The sequence below is a fragment of the Clostridium sardiniense genome, assembly GCF_019753795.1.
Classification (GTDB): Bacteria; Bacillota; Clostridia; order Clostridiales; family Clostridiaceae; genus Clostridium; species Clostridium sardiniense.
In genome coordinates, this window is the sequence record NZ_JAIKTU010000015.1 from 1 (window position 1) to 17349 (window position 17349).

Here is a 17349-nt window from a genome sequence, read left to right on the forward strand (position 1 = left end):
TCCCACTGGTGGCACCAAATAAAAACACTTAACTCGTAAAGCATTGAAAATACTTACTTTCAAAGTTTTACGAGTTTATTTTTCCTTGAAATTCGTGCAACAGTTGTGCAACTATAATAACTTTTAAAATTAAAGAAGAGGTTCTTTTTTATCTTTTATTTCTATTCATTATCACACATAATTAATAAACCTTCTTATTGTTAAAACTTCCCTTAACAAGTTTTGCTCAACAAATTACCCCTTCTACTTTATTTTGGGGATTTTTTTGTGATGCAATCTAAACTCACCCTATTACAAAACTCTTCTAAATTCTACTGGTAGAAAGTATATTTCAATGCATATAAAAAGAGCTCTCATAATTAAAGAGCCCCTATATTTAATATTATATCTTCCTTTGTATTTGCTTAATTATACGAATCATGCTTAAATTCACACTATATTTTCATTAATTTATGTTTTCAGTTACTCTATCTCATTCATAATCTCTTTTATTCTCATATCATATATATAATTGCTATAAAATAAAAATATAACAACACTCAAAATTAAACTACTCATTATTATTACTCTGTCACATGATTTTTTACAATTATCCATAGCTTTTCTATTAAGTATACCTGTAAAAATATATATTATAAAAAATTGAGATGAATCTGAATTTACTGAATAAATCAGCATAAAGAAAATACATATATTAAAAAATACCATTATAGGTGCAATATTATCTTTTAATATCTCTTTTAAATTTTTCACCTTTATACTATCTATATTAAAATTTATGCCTATATAAAACCCTAATGAATTTAATATTATATCATTCACATCAAATGCTCCAAATCTAAATATGCACTGTATAAATTCAATTATTAATATATATGTAAAGAAAACTATCATATACTTATACTTAATTTTACTCTTATCTCCAAATCTATGTATTATATATACTCCAATTGGTATATATGCCCCTATATTTCCAATTGCCATAATCAATGAACTAATTGAATCCATATGCTTTATTAAATCAAAAATATTCAAATTATAATATATATTCTCCAAAATATAAGGTTTCTTAAAAAACGTTATGTTAATTATCAATATAACATACGCTACAAATAAAACATCAATATCTTTTTTTAATATCTTTTTTCTGAAAATTATAGTTATAATAGCATACACACCTATTGCAATACTTATTCTAAGAAAAATAAAACTAATTAAGTTTAGTTTCTCAAATAATGAATCCAGTAAGTAATAACACAATACTTGAGAAATTATTATGGCAAATAAAATATAAACAACTTTTTTCTCATATTTTCTCATATATTCACTCCTTCATAAAATTAATAATTACTAATGTATATTCAACAAAAAATAAATTAATCCTCTAACTTTTTTTATTCTTATAATACTTAATTAATAACTGCTCTACCTCTTCCATAGTATAATATTTATTCTTCTTATCTCTAAATACTATTCCTAGATTTATATAATATTTAAATACTGTATACACGCTTACTTTAACATACACAGGATTAGTGATTTTTCTTTTATTACTAACCCAACATTGCGTTAATCCTAAATCTTCTACATATACGGAGCACTTATCATATTCTTTATTATATATAGCTTTTAAATACGCCTCTTCTCTCTTGTATACATCTTTTAGACTTAATCCCATATCTTCAATTCTCTTCGTCATTAATTCTGTATGGTCCATTTCTATCCTCCTCAATTTATAGAGTGTTAAATACTTTACTCCCATATATAAATAAAAGGATATGAAATTTATTCATACCCACTCATCAATATTACATTAATCTTAGTATTTTAAAATATTTACTCTAATTTCCATCTAAACATATTTTATTCCAACAGTATAATTTTATCATATTTTTACAATAAATTGCAGTCTTTTAATTATCTACTACTTATATTAGTATTTAATTATCAATATTTTATTAAAAAGGAGGACTTTTTATGAAAAACAAAAATAACTTTATAAAATTTATCGCTATAATGATATTATTTAGTCTCTCTTCTCAAGTAACTGCATTTGCAAGCAATATACCTCCTTCAAATAATGATATTATAGCCTACATAGACGGAATAGGTTTAACTAAAAATGATATAACTAAAGATGGGGAAATAAAACATCCCTAAAGCAATGCCCAGGGCTAATATAAGTGGCGGTGGAGGTGCTACTAATAGGCTTCCTTCTGGTAAAAGCAGTGCTCTTATTCAAAAACGACTTGGTGCTCCAAGGTTTTCACAACAAGTAGATGATTATTATATGACAGTATCACAAGCAAAAGATGCAGCATATGCATTAAACTCAAGCACAGTTATTAAAACTGTTGCTAGTACAATAGTTTCTAATGTTATTGGTTCAGTAGTTAAATATGCAGCCAAGCCTTATAGTTATGTAACTATGTTTTCTGCATTGCCTAGAATAAGTTCAGCTACAAAAATTAATAATTTAACAAAAAGAAATAAAAAGGTTCGATTAAGAATAATAAAAAACCCTAACGGTACTTTCTATAACGTAAGCGAATGGGATGGTAAAACCTTAGATTTTAAATTAACAAATACCAACGTTACTAAAGAAGTTATTTTTAATAAACAATATAGGTAGGTGATAATATGTTTAAATGTTGTAATTGTGACTATAAATTTAAATGAAATGAAGTTAAAAGACTAGAAACAGCTTGCCCAAGTATCAGATGTCCAAGATGTAGGACTTTAAATAAAGAAAGCTCCATGAGTAAATGGCTTAAGAGGATATTAAATATCCTAACTCTATTTATAGGCTACATACTTTGGTTTAATATATCTGAAAAAACGGCTATATTTATTATAATTTTATGGGGAATATTTTTATTTAAAGGAACCCCTATACTAACAACTTTAAAAAAAGCTGATTAAAGAAGAGGGGGCAATCTCTCTTTTTTTGTTAATTATATTAACACCCCCTATATTTAACCTTAACAAATTATATTATATATAAATAAAAGGATAAGAACTTTAATCTTACCCTTACATTAAACTATCTATATCTATCTTAGTATTATCTAAAATACTTACCATTTTCTTTATTGCTCTTGGCTTTATCCTTTTCATACAATGACATTCTGAATAACTAACTATACTCGCTATTTGCTTCCATGTTAATTTTTCTTTACTTAAATATCTTAACTCTATAACTTTCTTATCTACTCCATTAAGACTATCTATACATATATCTAACATATTTTTAAGTCTAATAGCTTTATTCAAGTCATTATTTAAATTTAATAATTCCTCTTCTTTAGAATATTTATTAGCTTTAACTATATCTATTTCTTTATTGAGAAACTCTATTCTATATGATAAATTATTATATTCTATAAGAGCTCTTTCAATTCTTTTAAATAAATCTGTACTTTTCACATTATCACCACACTAAAGTTTATATATTTCTAACCATTGTATAAACTATGCCCATTCTCTTTCATAATCTAATTTTCTTAATATAGCATTAAGACTTCTATCATACTGAAATCTTTCTTGTATCTTCTTCCTACCCCATACGCTATTTCTTATTTTTCTTATTGCCTTATCTTTAGTTTGTCTCACTTTCATAGAAGAGGTTTGTAATATATCTGCTATCTCTTCCATAGTTATTGGGTCCATATCCCAACCATAATATAATTTTAATATTTCTCTCTCATGTAATGTATTACTATTTCTCATAACACTCTCAAGTTCTGCTCTTAACTCACTTAAATATATCTTCTCCTCTAAATTTTCTATACAGTTTTCTTTGCTTTCAATACAGTCTATTACTTCGTTCTTTTCTTCATTTCCTGCAGGTACATTAAGGCTCATTTCATCATTAGTATCTCTATTAGTTAAAAATCTACTTATTTTTGAATATATCCAATGAAAAGCATAGGTAGTAAATAATGCTTTCTTTTCATTATTAATATCATATTTATTACAAGCTATCATAAAACCTATATTACCCTCTTGTATTAAATCGTCTTTATCTATAGAATTTATTCCCTCTATATAAAACTTATTTACTATCTTATATATAAACTTCTGATTTTTCTCTATTAATTGCTCTAAAGCCTTTTGGTTTCCTTGTTGATATAATACAACTAGTTCCTCATTAGTCATTTAATTCACCTCTCTTTTTATATCAATATCTGTCAATATAAAATTAATTTAAATACTAACATTTATATTTAATATCTCTTAGTTCAACTTTTCTTTATAAAATACTATCATTCTCCATCATTACATCTTAGGTTTTCTTAGGGTAACGTTACTTTTTAATGTTAGCATTTGTTAGCATGAATTTCTTTTTTATACTAGCATTTACAATCATAAATACCCTTTCTATACTAGGTTTTACTAGGTTCTATGTTACCCTATATAGAGCTTTAACCCTTATAATTTCATTGTTGTACTCCGTTACCTTTCAATGGAGTACAACGTTCCTTTTGACGTACTATATCGCAATGCCTTTTGTTAAGTAAGCCTAATAATATCAATAACTTTAAGTACTTTCACATTACATTTAATATTAAGTTTTATCTTAGGTTTTCTTAGGGTGCATTCCTTTTAAATACAACTTTCATACATATATTAAAACTTCTATTTTTCAAAGGTTTCACTATGATATTGCACTCATTTTATACGCAACGTTTTTGTATGCAACGTTCGTTATTTTGTGTGCAACGTTCACTATTATTTATTCATTCTTAAATAGACTAAATTAAGCCATCTTTTATTACGTTCTTCTTGCCAATATATAAGCTCTTTAATTAATTTATAATATGTGGCCCATCTCATGTATTTAGGCTTTAAATAATTGCTTGGTATTGAATCACCAGTATAGTAATTAATATCATGTTCCAGTTTTAATTTATTTAATATCTTATCTATTTTTAAATCACAATGCTCCATTCCTTTTCTATAAGTATTAGAACTTCTATATTTAAGTTCTCCACACTCTCTACACTTCCAATTACCATTAACATAATAAATATACTTTCTAGAACTTAGACACCATGGGCATAAGAATAACCTCTTATCTCCATAGTTATTTTTGTGCTTTTCTATTCTTATATGGGTATTATTTATACTAATTTCACTATCTTTTATAGTTAAAACGCTACCTTTTAATACACTTGAATTAAACTTAAATTGATTTCCTTTAAGCTTTAAAACCTCGTCTATATCTAACTTTAGACACTCATCTGTATACTTCATCAATTAATCACCTTCTTATATACGCGAGAACTACTAAATAGTAAGTCTTTTTATGTTTTTCCTATAATAAAAGCCACTATAACACCTTAATGTCATGTGGCTTTTTATCAATCGCAATTTTGGACTTGAAAGAAGAGGTCATCACTTCATATATCCATTTTACTATACGTATTTTATTTATGTAATGTGGTTATTCAATATTATATTCTAATAACTACATTATTTACAAGTCTATTAATTAAAACTATACCCAACTATCATAGGAATAAATAATTCCATAATAAAAAATAAAATTAAATCTATAAATATTATTGATATTACTATATTACAAATACATTTTTTCTCTTGCTTTCTCAAATTATATCCCCTATCGTAAATATTTTTTGAATATTTTTAATATTCAGTGTATTTAAGGTTAATATTACATGAACTTATTTATTATGTAAATATAGATTCTTAAAAATTTTATGTATTGAACGTTTTATTAATATAATACTAAGATTTTATTAAGATTTATTTCATACCTTATTTATTGTTTATATTTTAATTTTAAAATATAATTTATTAGTACAGTATTTCAAAAGAACTCACTTGTTTTTTTATTTAATGTTTTAAAGTGAGTTCTTTACTAAATATAAACTAATACTTAAAGATAGTAGTTTTTTGTTCGTATATTCTCACTAAAGCTACTATCTTTTTTATACATAAATATAAAATACTATATCAAAACAGGAGGCATAAAACTATGAATTTTAATAAACCCATAAAATATAAAGACATATTAATATTTGTTATATTATTTTTTATAGGATATAAGATAGTTGATAATTACCCAGTGTATTTATCAATTTTAAAAAAATTCCTTACACTTCTTACCCCATTTCTATATGCTTTGATTTTCGCATATATCTTAAACCCTCTTATGAAACTCATTGAACGAAAATTGAAATTAAAGAGATGTCCAGCAGTTGGATTAACCTATCTTATTATTTTAGGGATTTTGATAATTATAGGTATATATGGAATTCCTTCAATCATAGATAGCATTATTTCTATTACTAAAGAAATACCGAGTTATATAAATACTACACAAGATTGGATTAATTCAATCCTTAAAAATGATAAATTCTATGAATTGATGAAAGATGCCGGTGTATTACAAACACTCACTTCATTATCAACAAAAGCCGGAAATATTTTCGTTTATATTTTAGATGGAACAATAAACTCTCTTTTAAGTATAACCTCTAATATATTAATGTTCGGTTTTGGATTTTTAATATCAATCTATATGCTTCTTGATAAAGAAAAATTTATAAAGCAAGCAAAGTTATTAATTATTATAATTATGGGTAAAAAGCAAGGAACTAATATACTTAATATAGGGAAAGTATATAATCACATGATTGGAAGTTATATAGGTATCAAGGCTATAGACTCATTAATAATAGGCATTATATCGCTTATTGGATTATTTATGTTAGATATTCCATACTATATTTTATTAGCCGCTCTAGTTGGATTCACTAACATGATTCCATACTTTGGCCCATTTGTAAGTATGGTACTTTGTGCTCTTGTTGCTGTATTCATATCACCATCGAAAGCATTTGCCGTTATAATTTTCCTACTTGCATTACAACAATTTGACGCTTGGTATTTAGAGCCTAAATTAGTAAGCGGCAAAGTTGGTCTTAATCCATTTTTGATTATTCTTGGCGTAACAATTGGAGGAGGTTTTTTCGGGCCTATAGGTATGATCCTAGCCTCTCCAACTATTGCTACACTAAAAATATATTACGATAAATTTATAAATAATTATAATCCACCATTAAATACTTAAATTAATATTAACTTATGATTCTAATCATCTACTAATATATTTTTATAAGATTTTCTTAAGTTTTATTTCATATTATATCTATATTAATTTCTATTAGACTTATATATAATTAATTTAATCAATTAATGTATTATAAATAAAAACTCATTTATATTATTAAGGAGGCTATTTTTATGAAGAATCTTTCAAAAATATTTACTGAAAAAGATATTTTTAATTTATGTTATTCCGTTCACTTAACAGGCTTAATTGATTTCAACACTTTCCCATCAAACGATTTAGAAGAACGATATTATAACCTATCTATTCATGATAGAGAACATTTAGATAAAATAATTGATAAAATAATTAAACGCCACAAAAAAGCTTTTGAATATTTAGAATCTATTTCAAAACAAAATCATCCTGAAACATTACACTTACTACAAAAGAAATTATTAAATAAAGTTGTTTTAGATTTTAAACTTCTTTGTAATTATAAATCTAATTAATTATACTTTTAATATTATGCATATACTACCTATATCTATTACAGAATGGGTAGTCTTGTTATTTTACTAATATATCCGTTTCCTCACGTCTTATATAAACTACCTCTAAACTCCACTAATCATTTATATATCTATTTTAAATGCATTCTTTTGAGTTTGTTCCTTGCTTATCTTTTCTTTTTTCAACTTCAATATCATTTTTTAGAAAAATCTTTTTCTTTATAAAAACCTTTATAAACCCTCATCCAATCCATATTTGAGCCTATTTTTTATTATGTACGATTTATATAAACTGTTACCTCTTCAAAACTCTCCTAATATATTGATTTTAAAGACTTTATAGACATTTGATATTATATACCAATGTACTTAACTATTCTATTAATTTAAACCACATCTCTGTTATGTAAATATAATTTACTTATAATTTTACATATTGTATAATTCACATTTTATTAATATATTATTAATATTTTTTTCAGTATTATTTGTCAATTAATTCATTATTAATTTAGTTTATAATTTATAATTGAATTATAAACTAAATTTTTACAATTTAATTGTGGAGGTGTACATTATGAAAAATACTAAATTAACCGCTTTAATTTTAACTGGAATAATAACTGCATCTATTACATTCCCATCTATTCAAGCTAGTGCACAAACATTCAATACAGTCTCTTCTAACGATTTTGTACATAGAAATTTATCACCACAAGAACTAGACGAATTAAATGATTGGATGAATAGCTTAAAAAACGATTTTAAAAATGAAAAACAAAAAAACGTAATTCAACCTAGAGGTCCTGGAAGTTTAATAGTTTTAAAAGCTGGACAATGGTTAATGAAGAATTGGCCAAAAGTAGTTGCAAAAGCTCCAACTTGGTTAAAACCCTATTTAAAATTCTCTTTTGCTGGCAAAGTTATCGGTAAATATATGGAGATCTCTACTACTATTGATCATCTTGTTTGGGGTATTTTAAGAGATCTAATACCTAGGTGGATACCCGATCCAATTGTAGGTGGTTTAAAAAATGTAATAGTAACAATAATTCCATTGTAAAGGAGAATTTATGAAAAAATTTTTATGGTATAACATTGAAAAATTAAAAACTGACATTGACTACTTCTCAGTTTCATATATATCCCTTATATTTATTCAATTACCACTTTATAGCTCGTTCTTTAGAAATATAAATTTATTTTCAGATTTAGTATTAGGGATAATTTCTAGTTCATTCTTTCTTTATATGACATTTACAAAAAAAGATTTCACATTAATAGATGTTTTTAAAAATTTATTTTTCTAGTAATTTAAAAAATTCTCTAAATTTAAACAGTAAAGTGAGGAAAATAATATGGAAAGAAAATTATTTAAAATTGAAACTTTGGAAAATGAACATATCCAATGGAATATCAAAGTTATATCATACGAAGGCGAAAGTAGTCCTTATAGAATTTTAAGTGATAAAAATGAAATACTAGTATTAGATAAATTTAACTATACAGTATTTCATGCTATTTATTCAGATAGTAAACTAGATATCTTATCTAAAGATCCTAACTTAACAATAACGTTAGAAAATAATGATTTAGTAATCTTCAATGATGAGATTGAATAATTTAACAAAATTAAAGGTAATGAATATTTTTCTTTTTCCTTTAAACAATCTATTTATAAACTCATAAATAAATATGATATAATTTACTTATAAGCAATTTAAATATGCTTAGTATACAAAAATACTGCTACAGGAGCTTATATATCAAAATCCTTCTAGCAGTATTTTTGTTTAAAAGTATTTATATTAGTTTCCCACTAATCCAATATCCTTCAATGGCCATATTATAAATTGCGCTTTTCCAATTATATCACTTCCACCTATATACGGATCCTTCCAAAATCTCGAATCATAAGAATTATTCCTGTTATCACCTAAAAAGAAATATTCATTGTCTGGAACCTTGTATGTACCTTCAAACTCCATAGGATTTTTAATATATGGCTCGTCTAACATTTCACCATTCACATATACGGACGTTCCTTTAAATTCTATTTCATCTCCTGGTAATCCTATAAGCCTTTTTACTAGTATCTCATTTAATTCATTAGATTTAAATATCACAACATCTCCTCGTTTTAAATTGCTAGGGTTATATACTCTAGTAACTAATAATCTATCTCCTACATTTAAAGTTGGTACCATTGATTCACTTGGTATGTACGCAGTAAATATTATAAACTTATTTATCAATACAGCTATTACTATAACACCTAAAATCTCTATTATATTTTTTATAATATTCCTAGACTTTTTCTCCAAATCAAACTCACCTCTCAATAATATTTTATTAAATTATATTACTAACTAACTATTTTCTCTATTACATATTAATTAATTATTGCTTGTTATCATTTATTTAATATTTTATTTATTATTTCTTAAGTATTATTCAATACTTTAGCTATACTTAAATGCTAGAATTTATTTTGAGTTAATTAATAGTATAGGTTTTTCTATATAAATAAAGATAGTGGTTTTAGTTTGTACCACTATCTTTTATTAATTTATATTTGAGAACTTTTATGACAATTAAGTAATGTAATATTATTAATTTTATTCGTAAATCATAAAAAAGATATTAGTTTCCTCAAACACTAATATCTTTTTTATTTACAATGAATTTATACTATCTCAATAAGTTCATACTATTCTATATAGGAGTTAATAAATAATATTTACTACTCATTACCCTTATAAAAAAACTAGAAAGAAATCTATCCCTGTCAACTTCTTTCTAGTTTTTCTATAATCCCCAATCTTCTTTTAATCCATTTATAAACTTCATCATCTCTCCATCATCATTATATACATCAGGGTGAAACTTTGCTGATAAGGTCTTGTACATCTTCTTATATTTCTTTTTATCCTCTTCATTGTAGTTATTCTGTTTTGTATTAAAATAACTACTATAAGAATTATTACTGTAGTTATTTTTAAAATTTTCATAGTAACTACGCTCATATTCTTTATTTGCTTCATATTGCCTTTTTATATCATTTAACTTTTTCTTTTCTCTAAGTTCTCCAAATACATCATAACAATAATCATAAGTATTCTCCCCATATACCTCTTCAAATGCTCTCTTATTCTCTAAATACTTATTTATTATTTCTTTATGTTTACTTCTTACTCTATACTCTTCTGTAGTCTTAAATTCACTCTCTATACGTTCTATTATATGGTCAAACTTCTCATATATTATATCCATTAACTTATCTTCTGTAAGTCCTAATTCTTTCGCTTTATCCTCTATTTTATAACAATAATCGCCTACATATGAGGTTATATCTATAATGTCATAATAATTAATAGTGCATATAACCTTCTGTTTCTTTTTAACCTTTCCCTTACGTCTATAGCTCTTATGGATACTTATTCTATATGCTTTCTTTATAGGTCTTTTAAACCTATCCCCTGTATGTCTATAGTAATATCTCCTATACTCTTTTCCATCAATGCTCCAATTACTACAATAGCTTTCCAGTTCCTTATGTGCTCCATTAGTATTCTCTTTCTTTAAATCTATCTCTTGTATTACGCAATACATAACTTATCACCTCTCTACACTTTTATATTTATGCAACTGCTCTTTATACTGTAATAGACTATCTATATCCACTTTATAATCTTTAATAGGTTCATCATTAATCCAATCTATTAAATGATCTATACTTAAATATGGGCTATTCCCACTAAAATTAATATCTATAAAGTCTGACATTGTATAATCGACCTCACAGTTACCGCTAAGCATTATTTTTACTAGTGTTCCTGTTATATCATCTTTATTAAATTCAAATGTACACTGATTATATAAATCTATTTCTTTGAAATATTCATCTTGGTTAATATAGGTTTTGCCATCATCTAAGTTATACTCTTCCTTAATCTCTTCCCAGCATTCATATAGTTTACTTCCTTGATATGGCAATATAATATCCTTTATTCTGTATATCTTCTCTATATACCCATTTCCTATAAGCCATATTTCACTACTTGGAACTTTATCATAACAACTAATATAAATGTCTTGTACTATACTTATATCGCTATTTAAATCCTTTAATTCACTATTTAAATTTTCTACATATTCATACTCTTTTATTATTTCTTCTATGCTTTTCTTTATGTTATCTGCCTTATCATGTATCTTACTTAACTCTTCCTCTTCTATCTCAAATGTATTTTTAGGACTTCCACCAAACGCCGTTATCATTGAATTAAACCCTAGACTTCGTTTTACATTCTTTGAATACTCCTGTTGCACATCAAATGATATTGTTGTTTTATAACTTGGTGTAAATTCTTCTACTATTTCAGCCTCTACAACTTCAATATCATCACTTTTATTTGTAGTGTCATATTCCTGTATCACTACATTATTAAAATCGTTTTTTGTAGTGATATTTTCCGTTACCACTACATCATAATTATTATTTTTTGTAGTGGTATTCTCTGTTGTCACTACATCTTTTAATGCATTAATTTTTTCCATTACTAAATCAATATTATCTAGGTTTATCCCTTTATTTATACAATTATCCTCTATGGTTACCTTCAAATTCTCAATAGATAAATTCAATATCTCATTAGCTTGTAGTGACATAATATATTTATCACTACTTTTTACCTTCTTAGTTTCTTTATCTCTGTATCTATCACATATATAAAATCTATATATATTATTTTTCCTATCTTTCTTTACCGAACAAAACATATCATTCCTCCTTTTGTAGTGATAAACCTTTTAACACTACATATTTGCTTAAAAGAAGAGGGTTCTACCTTATGTCGAACCCCTATAATTCTATTCTAATTCAATATATATTCTTTTCTATTTACCTATTTCCACGGACTTACTAATACTCTTTACTCTCATAACTATAGAAAGAGCTCTAATAATCTTTTCTCTTTCTTCTATGCTCTCATATCTTATAATAACTTTGCTCATACCCCTAACCCCCTATGCTCTAATTCACCTATTTTTCTATATACTTCATGTTCTAACTTTAGAACCTCTAATAATCCACATTTTTTTGTTTCTTCTTGATAAATATTGATAAGATTTTTAAGTGCTTCACTCATTAAAACTCACCTCTAATAATTTTATTTTGTCTAGATAATAATTCCTTAGTCGTACCATTTAAAACGTTGCTTACTTCATTATTATCAATATTACAAATGAGCTTTAATATTTCATTCTTCATACTCATAAAGCCTTGATTATCCTTGGCTTTAAACTCTTCTAAATCATTGATAAAATCTTTAATATCATCTTTCATTTTCAAATTCCTCCAATATTTCTTTCGTTTCCCTCTTGATTTTATTGGAGCTATAGTGATATCCTTAATTTGCGAGATTGAAGGGTATCACTATAACCCTAAAGACTGATGTATATATTTTTACATTAGTCTTTTTTTATTTCTCTAATAATTTCATAATCTCTAAAAATGTTTTTAACAAATTCTTTTCAGCATTACTCATAATTTAACCCCTTCTTTTCACTTAAGATCCCTTTTAAAAATGCATATATAGTTCTTAATTTCTTTCTATCTTCCATGCAATCTAATTTATCTACCATAACTTTAATTTCTTCTTGCATAATTTTAAATTCCTTTCTTGTTCTTATTTGCCTATTGTATTAAGCATTACATATTTTTAATACCCTCATAATGTATTTACTCTCCTAGATAGTATTAATTGATTTTTCGTAATTCGTATACAACGTTTCAGCTCTTAAAACTTATCTCAATATCCTTGCTAACAATTTGTAGAATTTCACTTCATAATCAGTCATGTATTTATCTCCTTATTCTAGTTTGTTTTTAGCTTCATAGAAGAGATTTATTTCAGTTTTAGAGTATTTATATTCCTCCATAAAAAAACCTCTTAAAATCTATTTTAGTGATTTAATCTATAATTATTTTCAATACCTTTTATCTCGTAAATATATCCCTTTGACATTTCTCTGACTCTTCCACCTAAAGCCTTATCAATTTTAATCAAATCATCAATAAAGAACTCACTACTTACCATAATCGGTAATCTTGCACTGTATCTATGATTTATTATCTCTAGCACTATTCTTATATCAGAATCCGTATATCCTCCTTTAAATAAATCATCTATAACAAGTATTTGAGCCGTCTTATATCTACTAACCTTTCTCTGATATACCTCTGCATTTAATATATTTTGCTTTAATTCAGTTACAGAATCTATATATGACATATACGCTATATCAATACTTTTATTCAATATAAAATTATTGATTAATGCTGATATTAAATGAGTTTTACCACTTCCGCTCTCACCTAACAAAGCTAATGAATTACTTTGAGATTTCTTTATCTTATCAAAACTTAAATAATAACTCGTAGCAATATCTTTCATTTTCTTTGTTTCTTCATTCCATGGAATAAAATCTTTAAAAGACCTTTTTAATTGTTCCCCACTTAATCCAGTCTTTGCTAATGAATTTATTAGATTCTCATTCTCTCGACACTTACACTTTGAATATTTATTACTTTCTTCATCGTAGATAAATCCCAAACCATCACATAATAAACATTTACTTAATTCCTGCTCGTTCGATTTCCTCTTCTGTATAACTTCTGATGTTTGTTGATGTTTCTTTGAATTCAAAGTTTTCTGTACCCTCTGTAAAACGTCCTCTATCTTTGGTGATATATTTTGGGGTATGTCCATTTTTATTCACTCCTTTCTTCCATTCTTCGTAATTAACTCTATTTGATCCCTCTTCCATAAATGTACTTATCCCATTTTTTCTATTTAAGAAATCACTTAAATTCCATTTATACTTAAAGTAAAACTGACTATTTAATATTTCACTATAAGTATTTATAGCTTGGATTATTTCATCTAGCTTATAATCTTTTAATACCTTCTCTATTGCCTTTTTAATTACTGGACTTAAAGCCTTATGCTTAATGATCCCTTTAGAATTCCAAAAATCAAATATAGTTTTTATATCTTTGTTACCCTCTTCTTTTATTTCTTTTTTCTTAGATTTTAAATTCTTGTCTAATTCTTTTAATAAATCTAATTCACTAAGTCCTTTATCTTTAAGTTTATCTAATTCATCTTTTATAAGTTCTTTAGAATATTTACTTTTAATTTTATTAAGTAAATCATCTTCTAATTCTTTATCAATTTCATTAACATATTTTTTACTATCCTCCTCTTCTGATGAAGAAGTATATATATTTGTATTTGTATTAGTATTTGTATTAGTATTTGTTGTAGTGGAATTCTCCACTAGGTCATAGTGTAATTTTCCACTAGGTGCTAGTGTATTTTTACACGTAGTGGAATTTTCCACGTGGTGTAATTCTCCACTAGGTAAATTTATATAGTATTTACACCCTCTTCCTTTTTCAGTTTCTTTTTTTATAAGCTTTTTTTCTATTAAAAAATTTATATTTTTACTCAGCGTTCTATTATCCTTTATCTTACTTCTTAACTTAAGTTGCTCATAATTTGGATATGCATATCCCTTTTCTTTATGATAAAAACTTATTAATGCTATCAACAACGATTGCTCTTGCATATTTAAATTAAGATTTTCTAATATATTATTTTGTAAAATTGTATATCCTTTTGTATTATATTCCACCCCCTTATCAGACATTCTCTGCACCTCCATTCTCTAGCTTACACAAATACTCTTTTAAAGGCTTGGACACCCCTCCAACTGGGGTCTTTTCCTGTTTCTTTACATAGCCTTATATAACGACTGAATAACTTTAAACTCATACTAAATCACCCCCTAAAACGTTTTTCCAATATTGTTAATTATCCATTCATCTATAAGAGAACTTACAATCATGCACTTTTTACCAAATCTAATACAAGGAAATCCCGCTACATGACATAACTCCCTTATCCTTCTAACTCCAATACCAGTTAAATCTTTACATTCTTGAACTGTAATTAACTTCTTTTCTTCTGTAATCTTCTTCATGTGTTCTTCTTGTCGTTTAGTTACATCTACCATATATCTCCCTCCACTTCTTTAATACCTTTCGCACACTTATGTGCGATACTCTAAGACTAGAATGCTAATAGAACTTAGCTTGTCTTATTGACAATTAGATATGATTTCTGATGTACGAATTTCGTACTTCTGAATAATTTGGTTTTAGATATGATTCAAATTATTTCTATAGTGACTAATTGTCACATTTAAATAATTTGAATTTTGGATATGCATAATATACATATCTGAATTATTCCTCTTCTAAAAAAATATTATGGAATATTGCTAACTTATTTTCTTTTCAATGTTATCAATTTCAAATAAATATGCAACTCTTTGTTCTGGAAACAATACTTTTTGAATTTTTAACACATCAAGCCATGAAATTTTTGTTGTTCCATTAATATAATTCTTTGCAGTTCTTTCACTCACATTCAATGTTTCTGCTATTTGTGATACTGATATATCATATCTAACCATTTCGGCCTTCAAATTTTTAAACATATAAATCCTCCTTTAAATTAACCGTATTCGGTTATCTTTCTTTTATTTTATTTCCATTTTAGGATAATGTCAATGTTTTTCTTGAATTTTATTTCCATATTCGGTTATTTTTTTATTGACGATGTTACTATATGGGTATATATTAATAATTGAGGTGATTAATTATGGGGTTTGAAATCCTTAATAAATTAAAAAAAGAAAAAGGACTAACTACAAAGTCTCTATCTGAAAAATCTGGAGTTCCTAAAGGTACACTTGATAAAATCTTAAATGGAACTACTACTAATCCAGCTTATGAAACTATCGTTTTATTATCTAAAGCTCTAGAATGTCCAATAGATATTTTTACTGATGAAGATATTAAAGCAATAAATAAAACTAAAATCTATTCAAAAGAAGAAGAGAATCACATAGAAGATTTAAGAAAGCTAAATGATACAGGTAAAGAAAAGGTTATTACTTATACAAAGGATTTGATAGATAACCCTAAGTTTAATAAAAGCTCTAATGAATGTTGTTCAACTATCAGAGATATTGAATATGTTGATGAAGATGATGGTTATGTTCCTCGTGTATTCGCTGCCCATAGTGATGGCATTGATGAAGAAACTAATAGAAGAAATATAGAAATGATAAAAAGGTTAGAAAGAGAAAAAAGAAGAAATAAAAATACTAAATAAATACTAATGAGAGGATATTATGGAACTTACTAGATATGAAGAACTTTTAGATGAAACATATTCTTACGGAATTAAAGTTATAGAAACAAATTTAGGCGGAGATTGTGGTTACTGCTATGATGAAACTATTTATATTAACGAATATTCAACGGAAACAACTAAGTTCTGTATTTTGTCTGAAGAATTAGGTCACTACTTTACCACCACAGGAGATATCACTTATTTAAATAGTAGTAATATATATCAAGAAAATAGAGCTCGTTACTGGAGTTATAGTAAAATAATTTCTCCAGAAAGTATAATCACTTGTATATTAAACGGCGCTATATCTATTCAAGATCTGACATCTGAGTTATCTGTAAGTGAAGATTTTTTATTAGAAGCTATTGATTTTTACAAAAGGAAATATGGTGTGTATTACGTTGGCAAAACACACTTATTAACATTTAGTCCTTTGAATATTATTCCATACTAAAACACTATTTATATTATTAAAAATACTATTTTTTAA

General features: G+C 25.8%; 24 protein-coding genes. 9 read left to right on the top strand and 15 right to left on the bottom strand.

Translation table 11 applies throughout. The annotated features are described in order from the left end of the window. Positions 1-462: 462 nt before the first annotated feature. Positions 463-1320 (bottom strand): VanZ family protein, encoded by an 858-nt coding sequence (locus K5V21_RS15895; protein WP_221862136.1) that lies wholly within the window; start codon positions 1318-1320, stop codon positions 463-465. Between the two features lie 64 nt (positions 1321-1384). Next, positions 1385-1717: a hypothetical protein gene (locus K5V21_RS15900; RefSeq protein WP_221862137.1), complete on the bottom strand. Its 333-nt coding sequence runs from the start codon at positions 1715-1717 to the stop codon at positions 1385-1387. A gap of 260 nt (positions 1718-1977) precedes the next feature. On the opposite strand from K5V21_RS15900, the gene K5V21_RS15905 reads away from it, so the two are divergent. Beyond that, positions 1978-2160: a hypothetical protein gene (locus tag K5V21_RS15905; RefSeq protein WP_221862138.1), complete on the top strand. Its 183-nt coding sequence runs from the start codon at positions 1978-1980 to the stop codon at positions 2158-2160. A 4-nt stretch (positions 2161-2164) separates the two neighbouring features. After that, entirely contained in the window at positions 2165-2632 is a 468-nt protein-coding gene (locus K5V21_RS15910) for a hypothetical protein (protein WP_221862139.1), read from the top strand. 401 nt (positions 2633-3033) lie between these two features. Here the strand turns inward: K5V21_RS15910 and K5V21_RS15915 are convergent, their stop codons facing one another. The 3 genes from K5V21_RS15915 to K5V21_RS15925 form a co-directional block, all read right to left on the bottom strand. After that, positions 3034-3426, bottom strand: a complete 393-nt coding sequence (locus K5V21_RS15915; protein WP_221862140.1) for a hypothetical protein — start codon at positions 3424-3426, stop codon at positions 3034-3036. A 45-nt stretch (positions 3427-3471) separates the two neighbouring features. Further along, on the bottom strand, positions 3472-4158 hold the full coding sequence (locus K5V21_RS15920) for a sigma-70 family RNA polymerase sigma factor (RefSeq protein ID WP_221862141.1): 687 nt from the start codon (positions 4156-4158) through the stop codon (positions 3472-3474). A 573-nt stretch (positions 4159-4731) separates the two neighbouring features. Further along, entirely contained in the window at positions 4732-5256 is a 525-nt protein-coding gene (locus tag K5V21_RS15925; RefSeq protein ID WP_221862194.1) for a hypothetical protein, read from the bottom strand. A 745-nt stretch (positions 5257-6001) separates the two neighbouring features. On the opposite strand from K5V21_RS15925, the gene K5V21_RS15930 reads away from it, so the two are divergent. The 5 genes from K5V21_RS15930 (at position 6002) to K5V21_RS15950 (ending at position 9212) form a co-directional block, all read left to right on the top strand. Next, a complete protein-coding gene (locus tag K5V21_RS15930) occupies positions 6002-7099 on the top strand; it encodes an AI-2E family transporter (RefSeq protein WP_221862142.1) in 1098 nt (365 codons plus the stop codon). A gap of 173 nt (positions 7100-7272) precedes the next feature. After that, positions 7273-7590 carry a hypothetical protein gene (locus K5V21_RS15935; protein WP_221862143.1) on the top strand — a complete coding sequence of 106 codons (318 nt, stop codon included), beginning with the start codon at positions 7273-7275 and terminating at the stop codon, positions 7588-7590. A gap of 577 nt (positions 7591-8167) precedes the next feature. After that, positions 8168-8653, top strand: coding sequence for a hypothetical protein (locus K5V21_RS15940; protein WP_221862144.1), 486 nt, complete (start codon positions 8168-8170; stop codon positions 8651-8653). A gap of 10 nt (positions 8654-8663) precedes the next feature. Beyond that, a complete protein-coding gene (locus K5V21_RS15945; RefSeq protein ID WP_221862145.1) occupies positions 8664-8900 on the top strand; it encodes a hypothetical protein in 237 nt (78 codons plus the stop codon). A gap of 48 nt (positions 8901-8948) precedes the next feature. Then, the gene (locus tag K5V21_RS15950) at positions 8949-9212 is read left to right on the top strand and encodes a hypothetical protein (protein WP_221862146.1); all 264 of its coding nucleotides are present in this window, start codon (positions 8949-8951) and stop codon (positions 9210-9212) included. A 186-nt stretch (positions 9213-9398) separates the two neighbouring features. Here K5V21_RS15950 and lepB read toward each other — a convergent pair whose 3' ends face one another. The 10 genes from lepB to K5V21_RS15990 form a co-directional block, all read right to left on the bottom strand. After that, a complete protein-coding gene (gene lepB, locus K5V21_RS15955; protein WP_245000758.1) occupies positions 9399-9914 on the bottom strand; it encodes a signal peptidase I in 516 nt (171 codons plus the stop codon). A 484-nt stretch (positions 9915-10398) separates the two neighbouring features. Then, positions 10399-11202: a hypothetical protein gene (locus K5V21_RS15960; RefSeq protein WP_221862147.1), complete on the bottom strand. Its 804-nt coding sequence runs from the start codon at positions 11200-11202 to the stop codon at positions 10399-10401. Positions 11203-11208: 6 nt separating this feature from the next. Then, a complete protein-coding gene (locus K5V21_RS15965) occupies positions 11209-12372 on the bottom strand; it encodes a hypothetical protein (RefSeq protein ID WP_221862148.1) in 1164 nt (387 codons plus the stop codon). A gap of 230 nt (positions 12373-12602) precedes the next feature. After that, positions 12603-12740: a hypothetical protein gene (locus tag K5V21_RS15970; RefSeq protein ID WP_221862149.1), complete on the bottom strand. Its 138-nt coding sequence runs from the start codon at positions 12738-12740 to the stop codon at positions 12603-12605. Then, a complete protein-coding gene (locus K5V21_RS15975) occupies positions 12740-12937 on the bottom strand; it encodes a hypothetical protein (protein WP_221862150.1) in 198 nt (65 codons plus the stop codon). Before K5V21_RS15975 ends, K5V21_RS15970 begins: the two co-directional genes overlap by 1 nt. 194 nt (positions 12938-13131) lie before the next feature. After that, a complete protein-coding gene (locus K5V21_RS19580; RefSeq protein ID WP_280637817.1) occupies positions 13132-13257 on the bottom strand; it encodes a hypothetical protein in 126 nt (41 codons plus the stop codon). 299 nt (positions 13258-13556) lie between these two features. Next, the gene (locus K5V21_RS15980) at positions 13557-14300 is read right to left on the bottom strand and encodes an ATP-binding protein (RefSeq protein WP_245000759.1); all 744 of its coding nucleotides are present in this window, start codon (positions 14298-14300) and stop codon (positions 13557-13559) included. After that, entirely contained in the window at positions 14227-15306 is a 1080-nt protein-coding gene (locus tag K5V21_RS19425) for a helix-turn-helix domain-containing protein (RefSeq protein WP_245000760.1), read from the bottom strand. The genes K5V21_RS15980 and K5V21_RS19425 overlap by 74 nt, the downstream gene beginning before the upstream one ends. Positions 15307-15444: 138 nt before the next feature. Further along, entirely contained in the window at positions 15445-15672 is a 228-nt protein-coding gene (locus K5V21_RS15985) for a helix-turn-helix transcriptional regulator (RefSeq protein WP_221862152.1), read from the bottom strand. Positions 15673-15939: 267 nt separating this feature from the next. Beyond that, the gene (locus K5V21_RS15990; protein ID WP_221862153.1) at positions 15940-16158 is read right to left on the bottom strand and encodes a helix-turn-helix domain-containing protein; all 219 of its coding nucleotides are present in this window, start codon (positions 16156-16158) and stop codon (positions 15940-15942) included. 164 nt (positions 16159-16322) lie between these two features. On the opposite strand from K5V21_RS15990, the gene K5V21_RS15995 reads away from it, so the two are divergent. Both K5V21_RS15995 and K5V21_RS16000 read left to right on the top strand, forming a co-directional pair. Beyond that, positions 16323-16838, top strand: coding sequence for a helix-turn-helix domain-containing protein (locus tag K5V21_RS15995; RefSeq protein WP_221862154.1), 516 nt, complete (start codon positions 16323-16325; stop codon positions 16836-16838). A gap of 19 nt (positions 16839-16857) precedes the next feature. Next, positions 16858-17313 carry an ImmA/IrrE family metallo-endopeptidase gene (locus K5V21_RS16000; protein WP_221862155.1) on the top strand — a complete coding sequence of 152 codons (456 nt, stop codon included), beginning with the start codon at positions 16858-16860 and terminating at the stop codon, positions 17311-17313. Positions 17314-17349: the final 36 nt, after the last annotated feature.

Coding starts and splice junctions, on each gene's coding strand:
- K5V21_RS16000 (WP_221862155.1), top strand. CDS start 16,858: ATGGAACTTACTAGATATGAAGAACTTTTAGATGAAACATATTCTTAC.
- K5V21_RS15950 (WP_221862146.1), top strand. CDS start 8,949: ATGGAAAGAAAATTATTTAAAATTGAAACTTTGGAAAATGAACATATC.
- K5V21_RS15995 (WP_221862154.1), top strand. CDS start 16,323: ATGGGGTTTGAAATCCTTAATAAATTAAAAAAAGAAAAAGGACTAACT.
- K5V21_RS15920 (WP_221862141.1), bottom strand. CDS start 4,158: ATGACTAATGAGGAACTAGTTGTATTATATCAACAAGGAAACCAAAAG.
- K5V21_RS15900 (WP_221862137.1), bottom strand. CDS start 1,717: ATGGACCATACAGAATTAATGACGAAGAGAATTGAAGATATGGGATTA.
- K5V21_RS19580 (WP_280637817.1), bottom strand. CDS start 13,257: ATGCAAGAAGAAATTAAAGTTATGGTAGATAAATTAGATTGCATGGAA.
- K5V21_RS15925 (WP_221862194.1), bottom strand. CDS start 5,256: ATGAAGTATACAGATGAGTGTCTAAAGTTAGATATAGACGAGGTTTTA.
- K5V21_RS15910 (WP_221862139.1), top strand. CDS start 2,165: ATGCCCAGGGCTAATATAAGTGGCGGTGGAGGTGCTACTAATAGGCTT.
- K5V21_RS15990 (WP_221862153.1), bottom strand. CDS start 16,158: ATGTTTAAAAATTTGAAGGCCGAAATGGTTAGATATGATATATCAGTA.
- K5V21_RS19425 (WP_245000760.1), bottom strand. CDS start 15,306: ATGTCTGATAAGGGGGTGGAATATAATACAAAAGGATATACAATTTTA.
- K5V21_RS15960 (WP_221862147.1), bottom strand. CDS start 11,202: ATGTATTGCGTAATACAAGAGATAGATTTAAAGAAAGAGAATACTAAT.
- K5V21_RS15970 (WP_221862149.1), bottom strand. CDS start 12,740: ATGAGTGAAGCACTTAAAAATCTTATCAATATTTATCAAGAAGAAACA.
- K5V21_RS15940 (WP_221862144.1), top strand. CDS start 8,168: ATGAAAAATACTAAATTAACCGCTTTAATTTTAACTGGAATAATAACT.
- K5V21_RS15905 (WP_221862138.1), top strand. CDS start 1,978: ATGAAAAACAAAAATAACTTTATAAAATTTATCGCTATAATGATATTA.
- K5V21_RS15975 (WP_221862150.1), bottom strand. CDS start 12,937: ATGAAAGATGATATTAAAGATTTTATCAATGATTTAGAAGAGTTTAAA.
- K5V21_RS15895 (WP_221862136.1), bottom strand. CDS start 1,320: ATGAGAAAATATGAGAAAAAAGTTGTTTATATTTTATTTGCCATAATA.
- K5V21_RS15965 (WP_221862148.1), bottom strand. CDS start 12,372: ATGTTTTGTTCGGTAAAGAAAGATAGGAAAAATAATATATATAGATTT.
- K5V21_RS15930 (WP_221862142.1), top strand. CDS start 6,002: ATGAATTTTAATAAACCCATAAAATATAAAGACATATTAATATTTGTT.
- K5V21_RS15985 (WP_221862152.1), bottom strand. CDS start 15,672: ATGGTAGATGTAACTAAACGACAAGAAGAACACATGAAGAAGATTACA.
- K5V21_RS15935 (WP_221862143.1), top strand. CDS start 7,273: ATGAAGAATCTTTCAAAAATATTTACTGAAAAAGATATTTTTAATTTA.
- K5V21_RS15945 (WP_221862145.1), top strand. CDS start 8,664: ATGAAAAAATTTTTATGGTATAACATTGAAAAATTAAAAACTGACATT.